At 73.0% G+C, this 19,106-nt stretch carries 12 protein-coding genes; all 12 read right to left on the bottom strand.

The features are described 5' to 3' along the window. The 12 genes from WMF14_RS46385 to WMF14_RS46330 all read right to left on the bottom strand — a co-directional run bounded on the left by WMF14_RS46385 (position 1) and on the right by WMF14_RS46330 (position 19,106). Positions 1-729 carry a ClpXP protease specificity-enhancing factor SspB gene (locus WMF14_RS46385; protein WP_437797113.1) on the bottom strand — a complete coding sequence of 243 codons (729 nt, stop codon included), beginning with the start codon at positions 727-729 and terminating at the stop codon, positions 1-3. A 283-nt stretch (positions 730-1,012) separates the two neighbouring features. After that, complete coding sequence (locus WMF14_RS46380; protein ID WP_437797111.1) at positions 1,013-2,386, bottom strand: phenylacetate--CoA ligase family protein; 1,374 nt, start codon at positions 2,384-2,386, stop codon at positions 1,013-1,015. A 231-nt stretch (positions 2,387-2,617) separates the two neighbouring features. Continuing rightward, the gene (locus WMF14_RS46375; RefSeq protein ID WP_437797109.1) at positions 2,618-3,541 is read right to left on the bottom strand and encodes a DMT family transporter; all 924 of its coding nucleotides are present in this window, start codon (positions 3,539-3,541) and stop codon (positions 2,618-2,620) included. Between the two features lie 72 nt (positions 3,542-3,613). Then, complete coding sequence (locus WMF14_RS46370; protein ID WP_437797107.1) at positions 3,614-5,281, bottom strand: IgGFc-binding protein; 1,668 nt, start codon at positions 5,279-5,281, stop codon at positions 3,614-3,616. A gap of 675 nt (positions 5,282-5,956) precedes the next feature. Continuing rightward, the gene (gene uvrA, locus WMF14_RS46365; protein WP_437797105.1) at positions 5,957-8,995 is read right to left on the bottom strand and encodes an excinuclease ABC subunit UvrA; all 3,039 of its coding nucleotides are present in this window, start codon (positions 8,993-8,995) and stop codon (positions 5,957-5,959) included. Positions 8,996-9,121: 126 nt separating this feature from the next. Further along, complete coding sequence (locus WMF14_RS46360; protein WP_272096297.1) at positions 9,122-9,892, bottom strand: Stp1/IreP family PP2C-type Ser/Thr phosphatase; 771 nt, start codon at positions 9,890-9,892, stop codon at positions 9,122-9,124. A 439-nt stretch (positions 9,893-10,331) separates the two neighbouring features. Beyond that, positions 10,332-10,778, bottom strand: coding sequence for a hypothetical protein (locus WMF14_RS46355; RefSeq protein WP_272096295.1), 447 nt, complete (start codon positions 10,776-10,778; stop codon positions 10,332-10,334). Between the two features lie 13 nt (positions 10,779-10,791). Next, on the bottom strand, positions 10,792-11,697 hold the full coding sequence (locus WMF14_RS46350) for a DUF2894 domain-containing protein (RefSeq protein ID WP_437797102.1): 906 nt from the start codon (positions 11,695-11,697) through the stop codon (positions 10,792-10,794). A 29-nt stretch (positions 11,698-11,726) separates the two neighbouring features. After that, positions 11,727-12,359: an OmpA family protein gene (locus WMF14_RS46345; RefSeq protein ID WP_437326259.1), complete on the bottom strand. Its 633-nt coding sequence runs from the start codon at positions 12,357-12,359 to the stop codon at positions 11,727-11,729. Between the two features lie 118 nt (positions 12,360-12,477). After that, positions 12,478-15,900, bottom strand: a complete 3,423-nt coding sequence (locus WMF14_RS46340) for a hypothetical protein (protein WP_437797100.1) — start codon at positions 15,898-15,900, stop codon at positions 12,478-12,480. A gap of 18 nt (positions 15,901-15,918) precedes the next feature. Beyond that, entirely contained in the window at positions 15,919-16,725 is an 807-nt protein-coding gene (locus WMF14_RS46335; protein WP_437797098.1) for a hypothetical protein, read from the bottom strand. Positions 16,726-16,961: 236 nt separating this feature from the next. Beyond that, a complete protein-coding gene (locus tag WMF14_RS46330; protein ID WP_437797096.1) occupies positions 16,962-19,106 on the bottom strand; it encodes a prolyl oligopeptidase family serine peptidase in 2,145 nt (714 codons plus the stop codon).

Here is a 19,106-nt window from a genome sequence, read left to right as displayed (position 1 = left end):
TTACTTGATGACCCGCAAATAGGGGGGCAGTTCCCGCTTCGGCTTGCCCGCTCCCTGGCGAGGCTTGGGCTCGGGCTCACCAGAGCCCCCCGATTCGTCGTCTTCGCGCTCCTCGGTGGACCGCACCGGCGCGAGCGCCGGCGCCGGCACCGGCGCGAGCGGCCTCACGGCCGCGCCGGCGTCCCGCGCCGGGGCCTCGCCCGCGCCGAGGCGCTCGCCGGCCTCCACGGCCTCGAGCTGGGGGCGCGCCCTGTCGCGCGCCCGCGCCTCGTCCGCCGCCTCGTCGCTCCGCTCGTCGTCGCTGCTGGGGGGCGCGACGGCGGCGAGCCGGGGGCGCGGCCTCTTGGCGGGCTTCTGCGGCGGGGCGACGGCCGGGCGCTGCTGCTTCTGCGCGGCGAGATCGGCCGGGATGTCCTCGGGCCACACCATGCCACGCTGGTCCTCGCTCACGAGCGCCCAGATCGCGTGCCACGGCAAGCGGCACCAGAAGGGCGCGCGGTTGAACGACAGGGTGCAGCTGATCCCGTCGTCGTCCACCTTGAGGTCGGGGATGGCGATCGCCATGTTCATGCCGACCTGGAGGATCAGCTGCGGCTGTCCCGTGAACCACTTGGGGACGGAGACACCGGGCCGGCGCGGATCGAGGTGGATGAACACGCTCGGCTCTCGCTCGAGGAGAGCCAGCGCGACGTCCTTCTTCGGCGGAAGCGGTCTCTGCACGTCGGACATCGTACTGCTCTGCCCAATACCCCGGACCGCGCGGCTCCGCCAGCGCTTCGGGGGACGCCGCGCGCCGAGGACCGTGACGGGTGAGCAGGCCGCGGCGCGCCGGCCGCCAGGCGCTCCAGCAGATCTGTAGAAAGCGCGCTGTGACCGTGAGCGCCGCGCTTGGCGTGGGGCGTGGCCGCGGCCGCGGCCGGCGCCGGCGCCGCTCAAGGCCCCGGGCACCCCAGCGTCGCCGGGGGCGCCGCGCGGCGCGGCGCGGCAGGCCCGCGCCCGACCCCGGCGACGCTCACGCTGCGCGCCCCCGGCCCAGCTGGACGGGGACCTCGGAGAGGGTGACCCGGTGCTTGCCGCCGCTCGTGAGGGGGATGTCGTCGACGATCTGGACGCGGACCTCCGCGCGCTCGCCCAGGTGCTGCCGGACGACGCGCTCGATGAGCCTCGCGGTCTCGGGCTGGAAGCCCTTGCCCGGCACGAGCTTGACCGTGAGCGCGCGCCGCCGGTCCTGGTAGACCTGGTAGCGGGCGATCGTCGGCTGGTCCTTGATGAGGTGCGGGAAGAACTCCCCGGCCAGCAGCTCGCCGTCGGGGCCGACGAGCAGGTCGAGGACGCGGCCCTCGACCGAGGCGAGCATCGGCAGCCCGCGGCCGCAGGCGCACGGCGCGCCGGCGGCGATCGCGACGTCCTGGTTCTTGTAGCGGATGAGCGGCATCGAGCGGCAGACGAGGTCGGTCACGACGACCTCGCCAGCCTCGCCGGGGAGGGCGTGCCGCCCGTCGCGGAGCAGCTCGACGAACACGTTCTCCATGTTGATGTGCTTGCCGGCGTGCCGCCCGCACTCGGCGGCGATCAGCATGAGCTCCCGGCAGCCGTACCGATCGAACACCGGCGCGCCGAACGCGCGCTCGATGGCCTCGCGCTGGTGCGCGAACAGCCGCTCTGCGCTGGTGACGATGCCGCGCGGCGCGGGGAGCGCGCGGCCGTCCGAGAGCGCGTAGCGCGCCGCGTGGTACAGCGCGCTCGCGTAGCCGACGATGAGCTGCGGCCGGTACCGCGCGATCTCGTCGAGCAAGGCGGCGAGGCGCCGCTCGGACAGGTCGAAGGCGGAGACCATCTTCTTGCGGAGGATGGCCTCGTGAAGGGAGCGCTTGGCCTTCTTCGCGAGCGTCTCGCTGACCAGCACGGCGCTCCACAGGTGGAGCTCCCTGTCGCCGAGCCGGGCGCCCGCCCACCCGTCGGACCGCATGGCGGCCGCGATGCGGCGCTCGTACGTGCGGTGGTCGAAGCGGAACTGCACCGGCTCCCCCGTGGACCCGCCCGTGCCGCTCGCATAGAGCCGGCCGACGAAGCCCTCGGCGAGCAGGTCCTGCCCGTGGGCGCGGAGGTCGGCCCTCGTGAGCACGGGGAACCGCAGGAGGTCCTCCGGCGCCTTCACCGAGGCGGCGCGCACGCCGTGCTCGGCGAAGCGAGCCCGATAGAACGGGACGTGCTGCTCGGCGAACTGGAGGGCGGCGAGCATCCGCCGGAAGCTGAGATCGCGAATCTCGTCTTCCGATCGCCACTGGGAGCGCTCTATCTGCTCCAGGTCTTTCAGGGTCTCCCTGCCCCTCAAACGGGTCTCGTAGAACGGAAACAGGATGTTTCGAAACAGCCCACCGTACATGGGCGAAGCGTTCTTTCGAATCATCGACCGTCAAGCGCGCGCGGGCGGCTCTCCCGCGAAATCCCTGTGTTCGTGGCGTGGAGTCCGACCGGAGCGGCGCGCGCGGGCAAGCTCCGTCCCGGCAGAGCCGGTGAGCGCTCGGCGCGACCGCTGCACGGACACACGCTGTCACGCCTTCACGCCGCGACGGGCATCGCGCGCCAGCCGGGGCCGCGGCGCGGGCGGGACGCGTCAGCCTGCGCTCGTGGCCGCGGACGAGCTCGACCCGAGGATCGCGACGGTGGCGCCGAGGAGGATGATCGCGGCGCCCGCGATCTCGAGGGCGGTGGGGGTGGCGTGGAGCCACAGGGCGCCGATGGCGATCCCGCCCAGCGTCTCGCCGGGGGACACGAGCGCGACGATGGACGGGGACATGCGGCGCGCCGCGATCTGGACCGCTGTGTGGCCGACGACGGTGGGGACGAGCGCGAGCGCGACGATGGCGACGGCGGCGTGGGCCGGCGGCGGGGCGACGCCCTCGAGCGCGCCGGGCGCGAACGGGAGCGCCACGGCGAGGAAGACCGCGGCGCTGCCGTAGACGAGGGCGGCGTAGCTCCGCGCTGGCAGCGCGTCCCGGAGCGCGCGGGCGAAGGAGACGTAGAGGCCGTAGAGGAGGGTGGCGCCGACGACCAGGAGGTCGCCCGAGAGCCGGTGATCGCCGGCGCCGGCGGAGCGCGCGACGACGAGCGCGCCGACGGTGGCGAGGAGCACGCCCGCCTGCTCGGAGCGCGTGGGGCGGACGCCGAAGAACGCCCACGCACAGAGCACGACGGCGAGCGGCTCGAGCGAGACGAGCGAGAGCGCGGCGGCGAGGGACGTGCGGTCGAGCCCCCAGAGGAAGAGCGCGAAGTGGACGGCGAGCAGGAGGCCGGCGCAGAGGACGGCGGCGCGCTGGCGCGGCGAGAGGACGGCGGCCGAGCGGGCGATGGCGCGCAGGTCGACAAGGGAGAGCGCGATCGCGGCGAGGGCGACCCGGCCGAAGGCGATGGCGAGCGGGTGGACCGGGCGCGCATAGCGGGCGAGCGGGCCGCTCGCGGCGAAGGCGAGGCTGGCCAGGACGACGAAGAGCGCGGCGCGGCGGGCGCGACGTGCCGAGGAGCGCGGCTCGTCCGTCATGCGAGGGTGCTAGTTCAGGAGACCGGGAAAGACAACCAGCGCGACGCGCGACGACGATCACCGCGCGCGCGGTCAGCGGGGCGGGGGCGGCGGAGGCGCGATGACGACGAGGTTGAGCCCGCCAGGGTACTGGTAGCTCGTGTAGGCGCCGTAGCCGAGCACCTGGATGCCGACAGGGGCCGAGGCGGTCAGCACGTGCGCGCCGCCGTTGCCGGGGCCGAGCCGGACGCGCGCGACGCCGAAGCCGGAGCCGTTGCCGATCGGGGTCGGCGCGACGTCGACGGGGGCGTCGTCGAGCGTGATCCTCGCGTCGAGCGGCTGGATGATGTCGACGTAGCTCTCATCGTAGTCGCTCGGCGCGAGGAAGACGTACTTGGAGCGGTATTGCTCGACCGCGGTGGGGTGGCTCTGCGACGGATCGCCCTTCTGGCGAGACTCGGTGTCAGCGTCGACGATCTCGGCGCCCAGCATGAACGTGCTGACCGCGAACTCGTGGTCTCCCACGACCTCGAAATCCCGCCTCACCACGTCGAGATCGACGACCTGACCAGCGTTGATGGTGGTCGGCGCGCCGTCCGGCCTGCCGGACGGATACGTGAGCGCCGTGCCATCGACGTTGCCGTAGAGGCGCACGAGGTGGCCGATGACGTGGCCGCCGGGCGACGTCGGGACCGTGACGAAGTACCGCTTGCCCAGCGTCTCGGCGGGGAACACGGACTCCTCGATGTGGTCGCAGGCCTGGTGGCCGACGGGCGCCTGCACGCACGGTATGCCCGTCAGCACCTGGACAGGGCGGGTCGCTGTGACGAGGCTGCCGCTGAGGTCGCTCCTCGGGTGCCCGAGGACCTCGACGACGTCCCCCGCTTCGAGCTGGACGGTGAAGCTGCCGCCGCCGGTCGTCCGGGGGATGCCGTCGCCCGCGACCACCGAGCCGCCCTGGGCGACGTTCACGGTGACGCTGGTGCCGTCCTGGATCCCGCTGATGACGATGTAGCCGCCGAAGTCCGCCTCCGCCCAGCCGCGCTGGCCGGTGATGCGGTAGTTGCCTGTCATCGCGGTGCTCGGCAGGAGCAGCGACGCGTCGTTGGTGAACGAGAAGCAGCCGAAGGGTTCCCCGTCGTTGGCCGCGCACGCCTCGTTGCCAGGGCACGAGGACCAGTCCTTCCCGGACGGGCCGCCCTCCCCCTTGTACTCGAGCGCGTTGAATTGATAGACGGTGACCGGCCTGGTCGAGACGAGGTGGTAAGCGCCGCCGTCGACGCGGACGGAGCTCGTGATCGAGTCGCCCCCGGTGCAATGGGTGGCGTCGGGCCCCTTCAGCTCGCGCACCCAGGGGAGGTAGATCTTGCTCAGGCTGTTGGGCTTGACCTCGGCGCGCGCCACGGCGGCGCCGGCGCGCGTCACCTCGACCTCGGCGATCTCGTCGCCGGCGTTCGCGACGACGACCGCATAGTCGAAGATCGACCAGACGATGTTCGCGGTGACGGTGGGCCAGAAGTCACAGCCGATATAGGACTTGCTCGCGGCGGCCTCCGCGCACGTCTTCGGGTCGCCGGCCAGCTCGGGGCCGACGGCGTCGCCCCCGGTGCCGACGCCGATGTCGTCGCCGAAACCGCCGGAGCTCATCGACCCGACGTCGTCGCCGCCCGAGCCGCCGCCGGCGCTGGAGGTGGTCCCGGGCCGAGGGGCGCCCGCCGACGAGCCGCTGGCGGAGCACGCCGCCGCCGAGGCGGCGCCCACCCAAAGTCCTACGCCGAGAAATAGAGCATGCTTCGAGATCTGCATGGGCCCTCCCGTCAACGGATCTCGAGCGCAGGGGCCTGTACGACAGCCCCGCTGGCGCGAGATATCATGATGTTTTTTTTGCTGAAGGTGCTGGTCGGGTGCTCGCGCACTCCTGGACACGTCGGTGTCCATCGATCCCGGCTACGCGCTTTTGTGCCGCGGCGCAAGCCGATCGAATAAGTCCGTTATGGGCGCCACCAATGAATATCGCGCTTATCTGAAATGGATGGTCAGCAGGCGACGCAAGTCACAAGTACGCCTGTCTCAGACCTGACGGAGTGAGCCGTCGCAGACGTTCTCTGCCCCACTCTGCCCCAGATGATCCATCGTCGAGCGGCCAGCGCCTGCACAGGGCATAGGCGTTAGCCAAGCTCGTTCGTTTGCACTCAGCGCACGAAGCCCTCCCCCAGCACCCCACCAGCGGTCACCAACGTGAACGTGGTCGTGAACGTGAACGTGAACGTGAACGTGAACGTGAACGTGAACGTGAACGTGAACGTGAACGTGAACGTGGTCGTGGTCGTGGTCGTTCACGGTCTACCGTTGACGACCACGACCACGACCACGTTTACGACCACGACCACGTTTACGACCACGTTCGAATGTAGGAGAACGCGGCGCGAGGCTTGGTTAACGCGGGAGAAGGGGGCTAAGGAACTGCCCTGTATACGAGCCCTTCACCTTCGCGACGTGCTCCGGCGTCCCCTCGGCGATGACCCGGCCGCCGCCGGCTCCGCCCTCGGGGCCGAGATCGATCACCCAGTCCGCACACTTGATGACGTCGAGGCTGTGCTCGATGACCACCACCGTGTTCCCCGCTTCGACCAGCCGGTGGAGCACGCCGAGCAGCTTGCGGATATCCTCGAAATGCAGGCCCGTCGTTGGCTCGTCGAGGACGTAGAGCGTTCGCCCCGTCTGGCTCTTGCCGAGCTCCCGGCTCAGCTTCACGCGCTGCGCCTCGCCGCCGCTCATCGTCGGCGCGCTCTGGCCGATCTTCATGTACCCGAGGCCGACCTCGACCAGCGTCTCCAAGACGCGGCGCAGCGCGACGTGGTGCTCGAAGAGACGCAGGCAATCCTCGATGCTGGTGTCGAGGATATCCGCGATGCTCTTGCCCTTGTACCGCACCGCCAGCGTCTGCGCGCTGTACCGCTTGCCGGCGCACACCTCGCACGGGACATAGACGTCGGCGAGGAAGTGCATCTCCACCTTCACCATGCCGTCGCCGCTGCACGCCTCGCAGCGCCCGCCCTTCACGTTGAAGCTGAACCGCCCTGGGCCATAGCCGCGCGCGCGCGACTCCGGCAGCTCGGCGAAGATCTCGCGGATCTGGTCGAACGCCTTCGTGTACGTCCCCGGGTTCGAGCGCGGCGTGCGGCCGATCGGCTTCTGGTCGATCGCGATGACCTTGTCGAGCGCCTTGAGCCCCTCGATCGCGCGGTGCGCGCCGACCGGCTCGGTGCTGTGGTGAAGCGCCCGGCCCAGCGCCGGCAAAAGGATGCCGTTCACCAGCGAGCTCTTGCCCGCGCCGCTCACCCCGGTCACCGCGAGCAGCACCCCGAGCGGGAAACGGACGTCGATGCTCCTCAGGTTGTGCTCGGCCGCGCCGAGGATCTCCAGCCACCCGCGCGGCGCGCGCCGCGCCTCGGGCACCTCGATGCGCGCGCGCCCGGCCAGGTACGCTCCGGTCACGCTCTCGGGGTCACGCGCGATCTCCTCGGGCGTCCCCGCGGCCATCACCCGGCCGCCGAGATGCCCCGCCCCCGGGCCGAAATCCACCACGTAGTCGGCGGCCCGGATCGTCTCCTCGTCGTGCTCCACCACGAGCACCGTGTTGCCCAGATCCCTGAGGCGCCGCAGCGTCTCGATGAGGCGCTGGTTGTCCCGCTGGTGCAGGCCGATGCTCGGCTCGTCGAGCACGTACATCACCCCGGAGAGCTCGCTGCCGAGCTGGCTCGCCAGCCGGATGCGCTGCGCCTCGCCGCCGCTCAGCGTCGGCCCCGAGCGGTCGAGCGTCAGGTAATCGAGCCCCACGTTCAGGAGAAAGCTGAGCCGGCTCGTGATCTCGCGCCGCACCCCCTCCGTGATCTTCTGCCGGTTGCCCGGCAGCTCGAGCCGGGCGAAGTGCTCGTAGGCGTCCCTCACCGTCATCGAGGTGACGTCGGCGATCCCCTTGCCGGCGACGCGCACCGCGAGCGACTCGGGGCGCATCCGCCGGGAGCCGCAGGCGTCGCACGAGCGCTCGCTCATGAACTTGCGGTAAGCCTCCCTCGCCGACTCGGACGACGACTGCTGGAACCGGCGCATCAGGCTGGGGATCACGCCCTCGAACTTCATGCCCCACGTGCCGTGGGTCTCGGTCCCCTCCTTCCCCCACGTCACCGCGATGCGCTTGCCGGAGAGGCCATGGAGCACCATCTCCTGCTTCTTCGCCCCGAGCTTGCGCCAGGGCACGTCGAGGTCGACGGAGCACGCCTTGGCCACGGCGTCGATGATGCGGAACGTCCAGCCCTCCCCGCGCGCCATGGCCGACGCCCAGGGGGCGATGGCGCCCTCCCGGATCGACAGCGCAGGATCCGGGATCACGAGGGCCGGATCGATCTCGAGGCGGGTGCCGAGGCCGTTGCAGGCGCCGCACATGCCGAGCGGGCTGTTGAACGAGAAGCTCTGCGGCGAGAGCTCGGGGAAGCTCTGGCCGCAGCAGGAGCGCGCGGCGCTGAACAGCAGCGGGGCGTCGGGGCGACGCCGCTTCCCGGACGCGCCCTCGTCGGCCTGGAGCTCGACCCGGAGCTCGCCGCGCCCCTCCTGGAGCGCGAGCTCGACCCCCTCCGTGATGCGCTGGCGCTCGTCCGAGCGCACGACCAGCCGGTCCACCACGAGCGCGACGGTGTGCTTGAGCTTCTTGTCGAGCTTCGGCAGCTCGTCGAGCCGGTGCTGCGCCCCGTCGATCTCGACCCGCACGAAGCCGCGGCCCCGGAGCTCCTCGAACAGGTCCTTGAACTCGCCCTTCCGGTGGGTCACGAGCGGCGCGAACAGCACGAACTTCGTCCCCTCCGGCATCCCGAGGAGCTCGTCGACGATCTGCTCCGAGCTCTGCGCCTTCACCGGCTTGCCGCAGAGGTGGCAATGCTGCTCGCCGGCGCGCGCATAGAGCACGCGCAGGTAATCGTAGACCTCCGTGATCGTGCCGACCGTGGAGCGCGGGTTGCTCGACGCGCTCTTCTGCTCGATGGCAATGGTCGGCGACAGGCCGCGCAGGTGCTCGACCTGCGGGCGCTCGAGCTGACCCAGGAACTGGCGCGCGTAAGAGCTCAGCGTCTCGACGTAACGCCGCTGCCCCTCGGCGTAGAGCGTGTCGAACGCCAGGCTCGACTTGCCCGAGCCGCTCACCCCCGTGAACACCACGAGCTTCCGCTTGGGCACCTCCAGCCGATCGATGCGGAGGTTGTGCTCGCGCGATCCGAGCACCTCGATGAAATCCGGCTCGCGCGCCGCGTCGAGGAGCTTGAGCGCCGGCCGGTGGTGCTCCGCAGGATCGAGCTCCGTCGCCGCCGGCCCGGCGCGCCGCGCGCCCGATGAGCTGCCCTTCCCCGGCTTGCTCAGCGCCGCGCTCCGGGACGGGGATTCGATGGATTGCGGGTGTGTGGAGCCGTTCGTTCGCGCGCCCATTGGATTCCCCACCGCCATTAACACGGTGGCGCGCTCTCCGGCACGCGGTGTTCCATGGAAAAACCGGCGAGCTGAGCGCAATGCTGTCGCCCGCACACCGCCGGAGCGGCGGGGCGGGCGCGCGGATCAGCGCCTGGTGGGGCCGCCGGGCGAAGCGCGCCAGCGCACGACAACGCAGGTGACGTTATCGGGACCACCGTTCTCGTTGGCGCGCTTGACGAGCCGCGACGCGATCTCGGCCAGATCGGCGTGGGTCGCCAGGATACTTGCGATATCTTGCGCCGGCACCACGCCGGACAGGCCGTCTGAGCAGAGCAGCAGGACATCGCCTGCCTCGATGGCGTCGATCCGCGTCTCCACGTCGACCGCCTCGTCGGTGCCGAGGGCGCGGGTGATCACGTGCTGGAGCGGGAACGAGCTCGCCTGCTCGGGGAGGAGGTGGCCGAGCCGGATGCACTCGTTGACCAGCGAGTGATCCCGCGTGAGCTGCTCGAGGCGATGATCGCGGAGGCGGTATACGCGGCTGTCACCCACGTGCGCGACGGCGATGAAGCCGTCGCGCGCCAGCACGGCCGCGATCGTGGTGCCCATGCCGCGCTTCTCCCGGTCGCGCCGCGCCGCGGAGAAGATGCGGCCGTTCGCGAGCTGGATGCCCGCGACGAGCAGGGGGAGCCCCTGATCGACGTAGCGCGCCTCCGAGCCCCGCGTCGTGGGCGGCCCCACGCCGACGGCGACAGGCCAGGTGGAGTCCGGATCGTCGAAGAAATCACGCACCGTATCGATCGCCATGCGCGAGGCGACCTCCCCGGCGGCGCGACCTCCCATGCCGTCGGCCAGGAGGAACAGCCCACGGTGCTCGAGGATCGCGAAGCTGTCCTCGTTCGTGTCTCTGACCATGCCAGGATGGGTGATCCCGGCGGCTTCAAAAACGAGGTGACGCTGCACGGCGCTTCCCTCCAGCTTGCTCGCAGGCACGCTCTGCCGGACTGCCGGACGACGGGCGCGCGTCTTCCGTCATCGCGTCATCCACACCCTTCCGGCACACCCTTCCGGCGCCTTCATCGGACCGATCGCGCGACACGGGGTGCTTCGTCTGCTCATCTTGCCGCCCGCTCCGACTGCTCGTAGCGAGCCTACGCGCCAAGGATCGGTCGCGTCCACCAGATCAGGCCTCGGGCCGCGCCCGCCCGCGGCTGTCCGCGCCGGGCTCGGCGCGGCGCGCGATCGCGCCTCACGCTGCGCGCCCGTCGCCGTTCCGTTTCCAACGTCTCGATTTGCCGCGGCTTCGGGGCGGCCTCCCGTCGGGCCGCCGGGCCGCCGGCGCGCGGCGGCCTCGTCACGGGACCGCGAACCGCTCGGCGCCGCCGCCGGAGCACGCGCTCAGCGCGAAGCCGAACCGCCGGTCCTCGGTGCCGTCCTGCATGATCCGCTCGAGGTTGCGGCACTCGTGGCGGAAGACGCCCCGGAGCGCGTAGCGATCCTTGCTGTTCACGACGACCACGACGCCCGTGAGCGTGACCTCGAGGCGGTAGGTGACGGGGTCGCCTTCGATGGTGTACCGCGTGGTCGTGAACTCGGACGGGTCGTGGTTCCTGTACGCCTGCCAGATGCACTCGCGCGCCGCGCCGTTGTAGCCGTCGCCGTGCTTGACCACCTCGGTGCCGCACTGCTTGAGCGGCGGCGTGAGCGGCCCGCTCTGCACCTTGTCGGGCGAGGACGAGCAGGAGCCGGCGAGCAGGAAGAGCGCGAGGGAAGCGAGCGATCGGCCTGGCGAGCGAAGCATGGGGACTACTTACCTAACGCGATCCGCGAAAAAGGGATTCTTTTTTTCGGGCGGACCGGGCTGGCCGTCGGCGAGGGGCAGCGTCGCTGCTGGTGTTCCGCGGGGCGGCCTTTTTCCGAGCTGGCTTCTCGGGCTGCGGCTCGAGCGCGGCGGCCAGGGCGCCGAGGTCCTGGAGGCTGGCCACGAGCGCGCGCAGGTAGTGCTCCGAGAGCCGCTCGGCGGCGCAGAGCGCCCGGGCGGCGAGCACCTGGGCGTTGTAGGGGCCGGCGTCCTCCGGCACGTTGTCGGCCGCGCGCGCGACGGCGAGCGTGGCGCGAGCGCTCACCAGCGACTCGTGGAACAGCGCGGTGGACAGCGCGCTGCTGAGGGCCTGGGCTTGCCGCTTCACCCGGCGCTCGACGACGTCGCCGTCGCACGGGAGCTCCGCGAGATCGCGCGCGAGCGGCTCGGGGAGGCGCACGTCGCGCGCGGCCACCTCGCCGCGGAGGCGCGCGAGCGAGGGGACGGCGGTCGTCTTCCGCTCGGCGGCGAGCGCGCGCAGGCGGCGGCGCGTGGTCCTCACGACGGCGGGGAAATCGCCGAGCGCGAGCGCCGCGGCCAGGGCGCCGTCGTGAGGGAGGCCGGCGTCGGCGAGGGCGCGGAGGTGGGCCTCGGCATCGGCGCGGGCGCGGTGGAAGGCGGCGTCGAGCGCCGCGAGCCGCGCGGAGGCGCGGGCAGCGAGGCGCGCGCGGGCGCCGCCGTCGAGGGCGCGAGCGCGCTCGAGGAGCGCCTCGACGAGGCGGAAGCCCGCCGGGTCGAAGCGGTGGGCGCCGGCCGCCCGCAGGGCGGCGAGGCGCGCGTCGGCCGGGGGCGACCCGGGTTGGGGCGACGCGGCCAACCCAGGTTGGGGCGACGCGGCCAACCCGGGTTGGGAGGGCATTGTCGGCGAAAAATCCGCCGTGGATGTCATCAGGGCGCGCCTCGCCGCGGGATCGGCGAGATCTCCACCCGGCGGTTCTTCGCCCGGTTCTCGCTCGTGTCGTTGGGCGCCACCGGGTGCCGCTCTCCGAAGCCGGCCGCGAACAGCGATGTGTCGGGGACCCCCGCCGCGGCGAGCGCCCGCGTCACCGTGAGCGCTCGCTGCGCCGAGAGCTCCCAGTTGTCGGCATATCCGCGGGACGAGCTCGTGAGCGGGCGGTCGTCCGTGAAACCGCTCACCATGATGAGCTCGTCATGAAGATCGAGGTAGGCCTTGAGCGGGCCGGCCAGCGCGCGGAGCAGCGTGATGCCGGCAGGCTGAAGCTCGGCCGAGTTGAGCTCGAACAGGATGCTGCCGCGGATCCCGATGCGCCCCTCCGTGAGGGTGATCCGCCCCTCGGCGAGCGGTCCGGCCAGGGCGCGCTCGAGCGACTCCAGACGCGCGCGCTCCGTCGCGCGGGTGGCGCGCTCGGCCGCGAGATCGCGGGCCAGATCGACCTGAAACGAGATCGCCCAGACGAAAAAGAGCACGAAGAGGCCGAAGAGACAGGCCATGAGGTCGCCGAAGACCGGCCAGACCGCCGCCTGCTCGGGGACATCGTCTTCGGCCGGCGTCAGGGACATCGCATCGCGCTCGCGGCAGACGTCAGCAAACAACGCGGCGAGCGCTCGCCACGATCCTCGGAGCCCACGATCGCGAGGCGCGGGAGACCAGGGCCGGACGCACGCGAGGCGCGGCGCATCAGCTCGTCTTGCTCCTCAGCGCCCGCAGCTCGGAGAAGAGCTCGCGCTGGAACTGCAGCGAGTGATCGAAGACCTCACGGGTCTGGTCGAGGTAAGCGCCGAGGAGGTCCGTCGCCTCGCCGTGCTCCCGCCGCTCGATCGCGTCCTCGATCGCCCCCAGGCTGTTCAGCCAGCGATCGCTCGCGTCGCGGTAACGGTCCACCGCTACGGTGAACATTTCCGCCACAGCCGTCATCTCGGCACCGCCGGCCCGCACGAGCTCCGAGGCCTCCCGCACGACGGCTGCGGTTGCCTCGAGGCTCTCGCCGAGGCCGCGGGCGTGGGCGCTGAGCCGCTCTGCGAGCCCGTCGGCCGCCTCCCGCCGCGCTCCGTCGAGCCGCTCCTCGAACGCCAGCAGCCGCGCCGCCTGCTCCGCAAGCTGCGCGCGCGCCGCCTCGCCCAGCGCAGCCACGCGCGCCTCTGCGCGCGCCTCGCGCTCCGCGCCGCTGCGCTCCGCCGCCTCCGCCAGCGCAGCCACCCGCTCCGCCTGCTCCCGCGCGCTCCCCGCCATCCCCGCCGTCGCTTCCGACAGCTTCTCCAGCAGCGCGTCCAGCCGCGCGTCCCGCGCTGCGTCCGCCTCCGCGCGCGCCGACAGCCGCTCCGACGCCTCCCCGATCAGCCGCGACGCTGCCTCCGGCGCCGCCTGCGCCGCACGCGCCGCCTCCGACAGCGCGCCCGACAGCGACTCGCCCAACGCCGTCAGGTGCGCCGCGCGCTCCGCGTCCAGCTCCGCCTGCCGCTCCGCAGCTTCCGCTGCGCGCGCCGCGTGCGCTCGCTCCAGCCGCTCGATCGCCTCCCCCACCACCGACGACAGCCGCTCCGCCTGGCCCTCCAGCCTCGACGCCGACGCCGTCTCCAGCTCGTGCCGGCGCGCGGCAGCCTCCTGGTCGAGCCGAGCGAGCCGCTTCGCAGCGCCCTCTTCCATCTGCTCGAGCCGCGACGCCACGCCCCCTTCCATCCGCTCCAGCCGCGACGCCGCGCCCTCTCCCATCCGCTCCAGCCGCGACGCCACGCCCCCTTCCAGCTGCGCCAGGCTCTCGCCGAGGCCGCGGGCGTGGGCGCTGAGCCGCTCTGCGAGCCCGTCGGCCGCCTCTCGCCGCGCTCCGTCGAGCCGCTCCTCGAACGCCAGCAGCCGCGCCGCCTGCTCCGCCAGCTGCGCCCGCGCCGCCTCGCCCAGCGCAGCCACGCGCGCCTCTGCGCGCGCCTCGCGCTCCGCACCGCTGCGCTCCGCCGCCTCCGCCAGCGCAGCCACCCGCTCCGCCTGCTCCCGCGCGCTCCCCGCCATCCCCGCCGTCGCTTCCGACAGCTTCTCCAGCAGCGCGTCCAGCCGCGCGTCCCGCGCTGCGTCCGCCTCCGCACGCGCCGACAGCCGCTCCGACGCCTCCCCGATCAGCCGCGATGCCGCCTCCGGCGCCGCCTGCGCCGCCCGCGCCGCCTCCGACAGCGCGCCCGACAGCGTTTCGCCCAGCGCCGTCAGGTGCGCCGCGCGCTCCGCGTCCAGCCCCGCCTGCCGCTCCGCAGCTTCCGCTGCGCGCGCCGCGTGCGCCCGCTCCAGCCGCTCGATCGCCTCCCCCACCACCGACGACAGCCGCTCCGCCTGGCCCTCCAGCCTCGACGCCGACGCCGTCTCCAGCTCGTGCCGGCGCGCGGCGGCCTCCTGGTCGAGCCGAGCGAGCCGCTTCGCAGCGCCCTCTTCCATCTGCTCCAGCCGCGACGCCACGCCCCCTTCCAGCTGCTCCAGGCGCGACGCCACGCCCCCTTCCATCCGCTCCAGCCGCGACGCCACGCCCCCTTCCAGCTGCGCCAGGCTCTCGCCGAGGCCGCGGGCATGGGCGCTGAGCCGCTCGGCGAGCCCGTCGGCCGCCTCCCGCCGCGCTCCGTCCAGCCGCTCCTCGAACGCCAGCAGCCGCGCCGCCTGCTCCGCCAGCTGCGCCTGCGTCGCCTCGCCCAGCGCAGCCACGCGCGCCTCCGCGCGCGCCTCGCGCTCCGCGCCGCTGCGCTCCGCCGCCTCTGCCAGCGCAGCCACCCGCTCCGCCTGCTCCCGCGCGCTCCCGGCCATCCCCGCCGTCGCTTCCGACAGCTTCTCCAGCAGCGCGTCCAGCCGCGCGTCCCGCGCTGCGTCCGCCTCCGCACGCGCCGACAGCCGCTCCGACGCCTCCCCGATCAGCCGCGACGCTGCCTCCGGCGCCGCCTGCGCCGCACGCGCCGCCTCCGACAGCGCGCCCGACAGCGTTTCGCCCAGCGCCGTCAGGTGCGCCGCGCGCTCCGCGTCCAGCTCCGCCTGCCGCTCCGCAGCTTCCGCTGCGCGCGCCGCGTGCGCCCGCTCCAGCCGCTCGATCGCCCCCCCCACCACCGACGACAGCCGCTCCGCCTGGCCCTCCAGCCTCGACGCCGACGCGACGTCCGCCTCCCGCCGCGCGCGCGCCTCCTCGTCGAGGCGCCGCTCGACCGCCTGCAGCGCGCCGCCCGCGGCCGCGCCGGCGCGCTCCACCGCCTCCGCCAGGATCGGCCTGACCACGCTCGCCGCGACGTCGGCGGTCTGCCGGAGGCCCGCGGCGATGTCGCCGCGGACCTCGGCCGCGGCCGCCGCGAACGACGCGGCGGCCTGGCGCGCGCCCTCCACCTGGACCGCGAGCAGCCGCTCCTCGAGGCGCTCGAGGCGGCCCGTGGCCTCGCGGAGCGACGCCGCCGCGGCGGGGAGCGCCTCGCCCTGCCGCGCCAGCGCCTCCAGCGCCGCGAGCTGCCGCCCCGCCACCGTGAGCGCCGCGAGCGGGCCCGACGCATAGGCCTGGAGCGCCGCCGCGGCCCGCGCCTCGGCCCGGCGAAGGAGCACGCCGGCGAGCCCGAGCATCCCCGACGCCGCGACGCCCGCCGCCGAGGTGCCGAACGCGCGCGAGAGGCCCTGCATGGGCGCGGCCAGGCTCTCCCGCAGCGCGTCGACGTCGGCGCTCATCGTCAGCGCCTCGCGAGCCCCCCGCAGCGTCTCGAACAGGCCGAGGAACGTGCCGAGCAGCCCGATCATCACGAGCAGGCCGACGAGGTACGACGCGAACGTGGCGCTCGCCGGGGGCAGCGCGGCGCCGGCGATCCGCGCCTCGAGCATCGATCGGAGCGGCGCGCCGCTCTGCTCGATCGCCGCCCGCGTCGCCGGCCGCGGCAGCGCGCCGATCTCGCGCTCGATCCGGACAGCCCGCCCCGCGCGCACGAACAGCTCCAGCGTGCCCAGCGCGAGCCCCAGCCCGATGAGCTGCACGAGGCGGTACGCGAGCGGGTCCGCCCCGCGGTAGACGAGCGCCGCCCGCCCCACCAGGGCGAGGCCGACCCCGCCGGTGAGGAGCACCAGGATCCGCGTCGTCCACTGCCGCGCCGTCGCGAGCCGCATCGTGAAGCCCCCCGCGAGCTACGCGGGCGCGCCCGCCGCCGCCGCCCCGTCGACCAGCGAGAGCAGCCGGCCTGCCTCGTGCGCAAGCACCGCCTGGACCACGAGCTCCATGCGCTGGAGCTCCCGCAGGAGCCACTGCTCCTGCCCGAACCAGCCCGCGACGTCCTCGATCCCGGCCCCCTCCGGCAGCGCGCCAACGGCCGCGCGGAAGGCCCGCGCAAAGGCGCGCGAGAGCCCGGGGACGAGCTCGGCGAGCGCGCGCTCGCGCCGCTTCTGGGTGGCGGAGGAGATCGCGGCGTCGAGCCGCTCGAGCCGCGCCGCGTCCGGGCCGAGCGCCCGCAGCGAAGGCGCGAGCTCCTCGCGCAGCGCGCGCGTCTCGAGCCGGATGCGGCCGAGGACGCGCCCCACGAGCTCTCCGAACGGCTCCCAGAGCTGCCCTGCCGCGGACGCGAGCGGGCGCCCCCCGCGGTCGCGGGCCGCGCGGGCAGGCAACACCCCGGTCTGCTCCAGCGTCGCGTGCACCGCCGCCGCGTCGGGGAGCTTGTTCCGCCGGTGGAACGGGGCGGCGAACACGTGGTCGAGCGCCTCCGCGAGCTCGCCGAGGCGATCGGCGGCGAGCGCCCGGACCTCGGCGCGCGCGCCCTCGGACGCCCGCGGAGGCGCGGCGTGGCGGTCGAGGAGCGAGAGCTCGCGCGCGAGCGAGACGCTCCCGTGCAGGTCCATGAGCCCGGCCAGGACCGCCGCAGGATCGGCGAGGTCCGCGAGCGGCGCGCGCGGGCCCTCCGCGAGCGCCGAGACGGCGGCCGCGAGGGGGCGCGAGATCAAAGGCCCGCGGCGCGAGGCCCCGGCTACGGGGTGAAGCGTTCGCACAGCGGCGCGTTGTTAGCCGTCGCGGCGCGGAGCCGCAAGCCTGTCCGTCGCCCCGCCCGCGGCGCGCGTCCCGCGCCTCCTGCGCGGCTCTCGTGGTGCGCCGCGCGCCTCATGCGTCTTGCGGCGTACGAGCGTCGCGCGCCGCACGCGCGGCGCCCGTCATGCGCAGCGCCGCGCGCCGCCTCGACTCGTTACTTGTTTGACTTGTTTGCCGGCGCCTGCGCGCTCGTGGCCCACAGCGCGAACGAGATCTGGTCAGCGCCCTTCGCGACAGCCGACTTGATGAGATCCGCGCCGCCGTGCCCGGCGTTCCGCTCGATGCGGAGCAGGACCGGACCGCCCGCGCTCGCAGACTGCAGCGCGGCGGCGAACTTGCGCGCGTGCATGGGATCGACCCGATCGTCGCTGTCGGCCGACATCAGGAGGACCGGCGGATACCGCTTCCCCGTCTGGACGTGGTGATAGGGGGAGTAGGCGTAGAGCGCCTTGAACTGCTCCGGATCGTCGGCGGAGCCATACTCGCTGATCCACGTCTTGCCGGAGCCGAACAGGTGGTATCGCACCATGTCGAGCAGGGGGACGCCGCAGAGGACGGCCCCGAACAGGTCGGGCCGCTGCGTGAGCGCGGCGCCGACCAGCAGGCCGCCGTTCGAGCCGCCCAGGATGGCGAGCCGCTCGGGCCGCGTGTACCCCTCGTGGACCAGGTGCTCCGCGGCGGCGATGAAGTCGTCGAAGACGTTCTGCTTCTTCAGCAGCATCCCGTCCCGGTGCCACGCCTCCCCGTACTCGCCGCCGCCGCGCAGGTTCGCCACCGCGTACACGCCGCCCCGCTCGAGCCAGGGGTACATCGAGGCGGTGAACGCGGGGGTCTGCGACATCTGGAACCCCCCGTAGCCATAGAGCAGCGCGCGGGAGCTCCCGTCCTTCTTCATGTCCTTGCGGCGGACGATGAACATCGAGATCTTCGTGCCGTCCTTGGAGGGGAAGAAGGTCTGCTCGACGCTGAAGGGCGACGGATCGACGGGCACCTCGACGCGCGCATAGAGCTCGGTCCGACCCGTCTTGATCGAGGTCGCGTGGATCTCGTGAGGCGATGTGTAGGACTCGAACGAGAAATACGCCTCGTCCTCGTCGGGCAGCCCGGAAGGGCCGCCGACGGTGCCGATGCCCGGCAGCGGGACCTCGCGGACCAGCTTGCCGTCGAGCGTGCGCACCTCGACCCGGCTCGAAGCGTCCTTGAGATAGCTCAGCGCGAGGTGCCCACCCACGATGGATACGCTGTCCAGCGTGGCGTCGGGGCGCTCCGGGACGATCTCCTTCCACGCAGCGCGTTCCGGCCTGTCCGGATCGACCTCGAAGACGCGATAATGCGGCGCGCCCTCGTCGGTGTGGACGTAGAACCGGTCCTTGTAGACCTCGACGCTGTAGTGGGCGTCGCGCCCGACCGCGAGCGGCTTGTCCACGGCGGGCCCGCCCGGCCGGCGGAGATCGCGGAAGTAGACGTCCGCCGAGGTCCACCCGTGGGAGACGGTGAGCATCAGGAAGCGGCCATCCTTGGAGAGGGACGCGCCAAGGAACGTCCTTGGATCGCCCGTCCTGCCGCGCACCACGCGATCCTGCTTCGGATCCTGGCCGAGCCGGTGGAAGCGCACCTCCGCGTAACCCGGCCGCTCGGCGACAGGGATGGACGGGTCGGTGGGGAGCCAGACGTAGTAGAAGCCGTCGCCGGAGGGCGTCCATGACGCAACCGCGTACTTGCCCCCTTCGATGACATCCACGTCGGAGCGCTTGCCGGACGCGACATCCATCACATGGAGGGTCGCTTCATCCGAGTTGTTCTGCTGGATCTTGTAGGCGACGTTCTTGCCGTCCCACGACACCTCCCATCCGCCCAGCGAGACGCTGCCATCGTCGGACCAGGTGTTCGGATCGAACAGCACGCGCTCCTCGCCGCTCTTTCCTTCCTTCCAGTAGACGACCGACTTCTCCTTGGTCGCGTGCCGCCGGCTCAGGAAGTACCGGCCCCGGCGGTGGCGCGGCGCGGAGACCGCATCGATGTAGAAGAGCTGCTTCAGCCTTGACGCGATCGCGTCCCGCTCGGGGAGCCGCGCGAGCTCGGCGCGCGTGAACGCGTCCTGGGCCTTCATCCACTCCTTCACCTCGGGCGCGCTGCCGTCCTCGAGCCAGCGGTACGGGTCGGTGATCTCGACCCCATGCACGGCGTCCGTCACCGGGGCGACGCGGGTGGGCGGGTAGGCGGGGCGGCTGGGACCTTCGGACGCGGGAGCGGGCGCGGCGCTGGCCGCGGTGGGGAGCAGAGAGGAGCTTGCGGTCAT

It is taken from the genome of Sorangium sp. So ce693, from assembly GCF_051521375.1.
In the GTDB taxonomy this organism is placed as follows: Bacteria; Myxococcota_A; Polyangia; order Polyangiales; family Polyangiaceae; genus Sorangium; species Sorangium atrum.
This window is presented reverse-complemented; position numbering and strand designations above follow the sequence as displayed.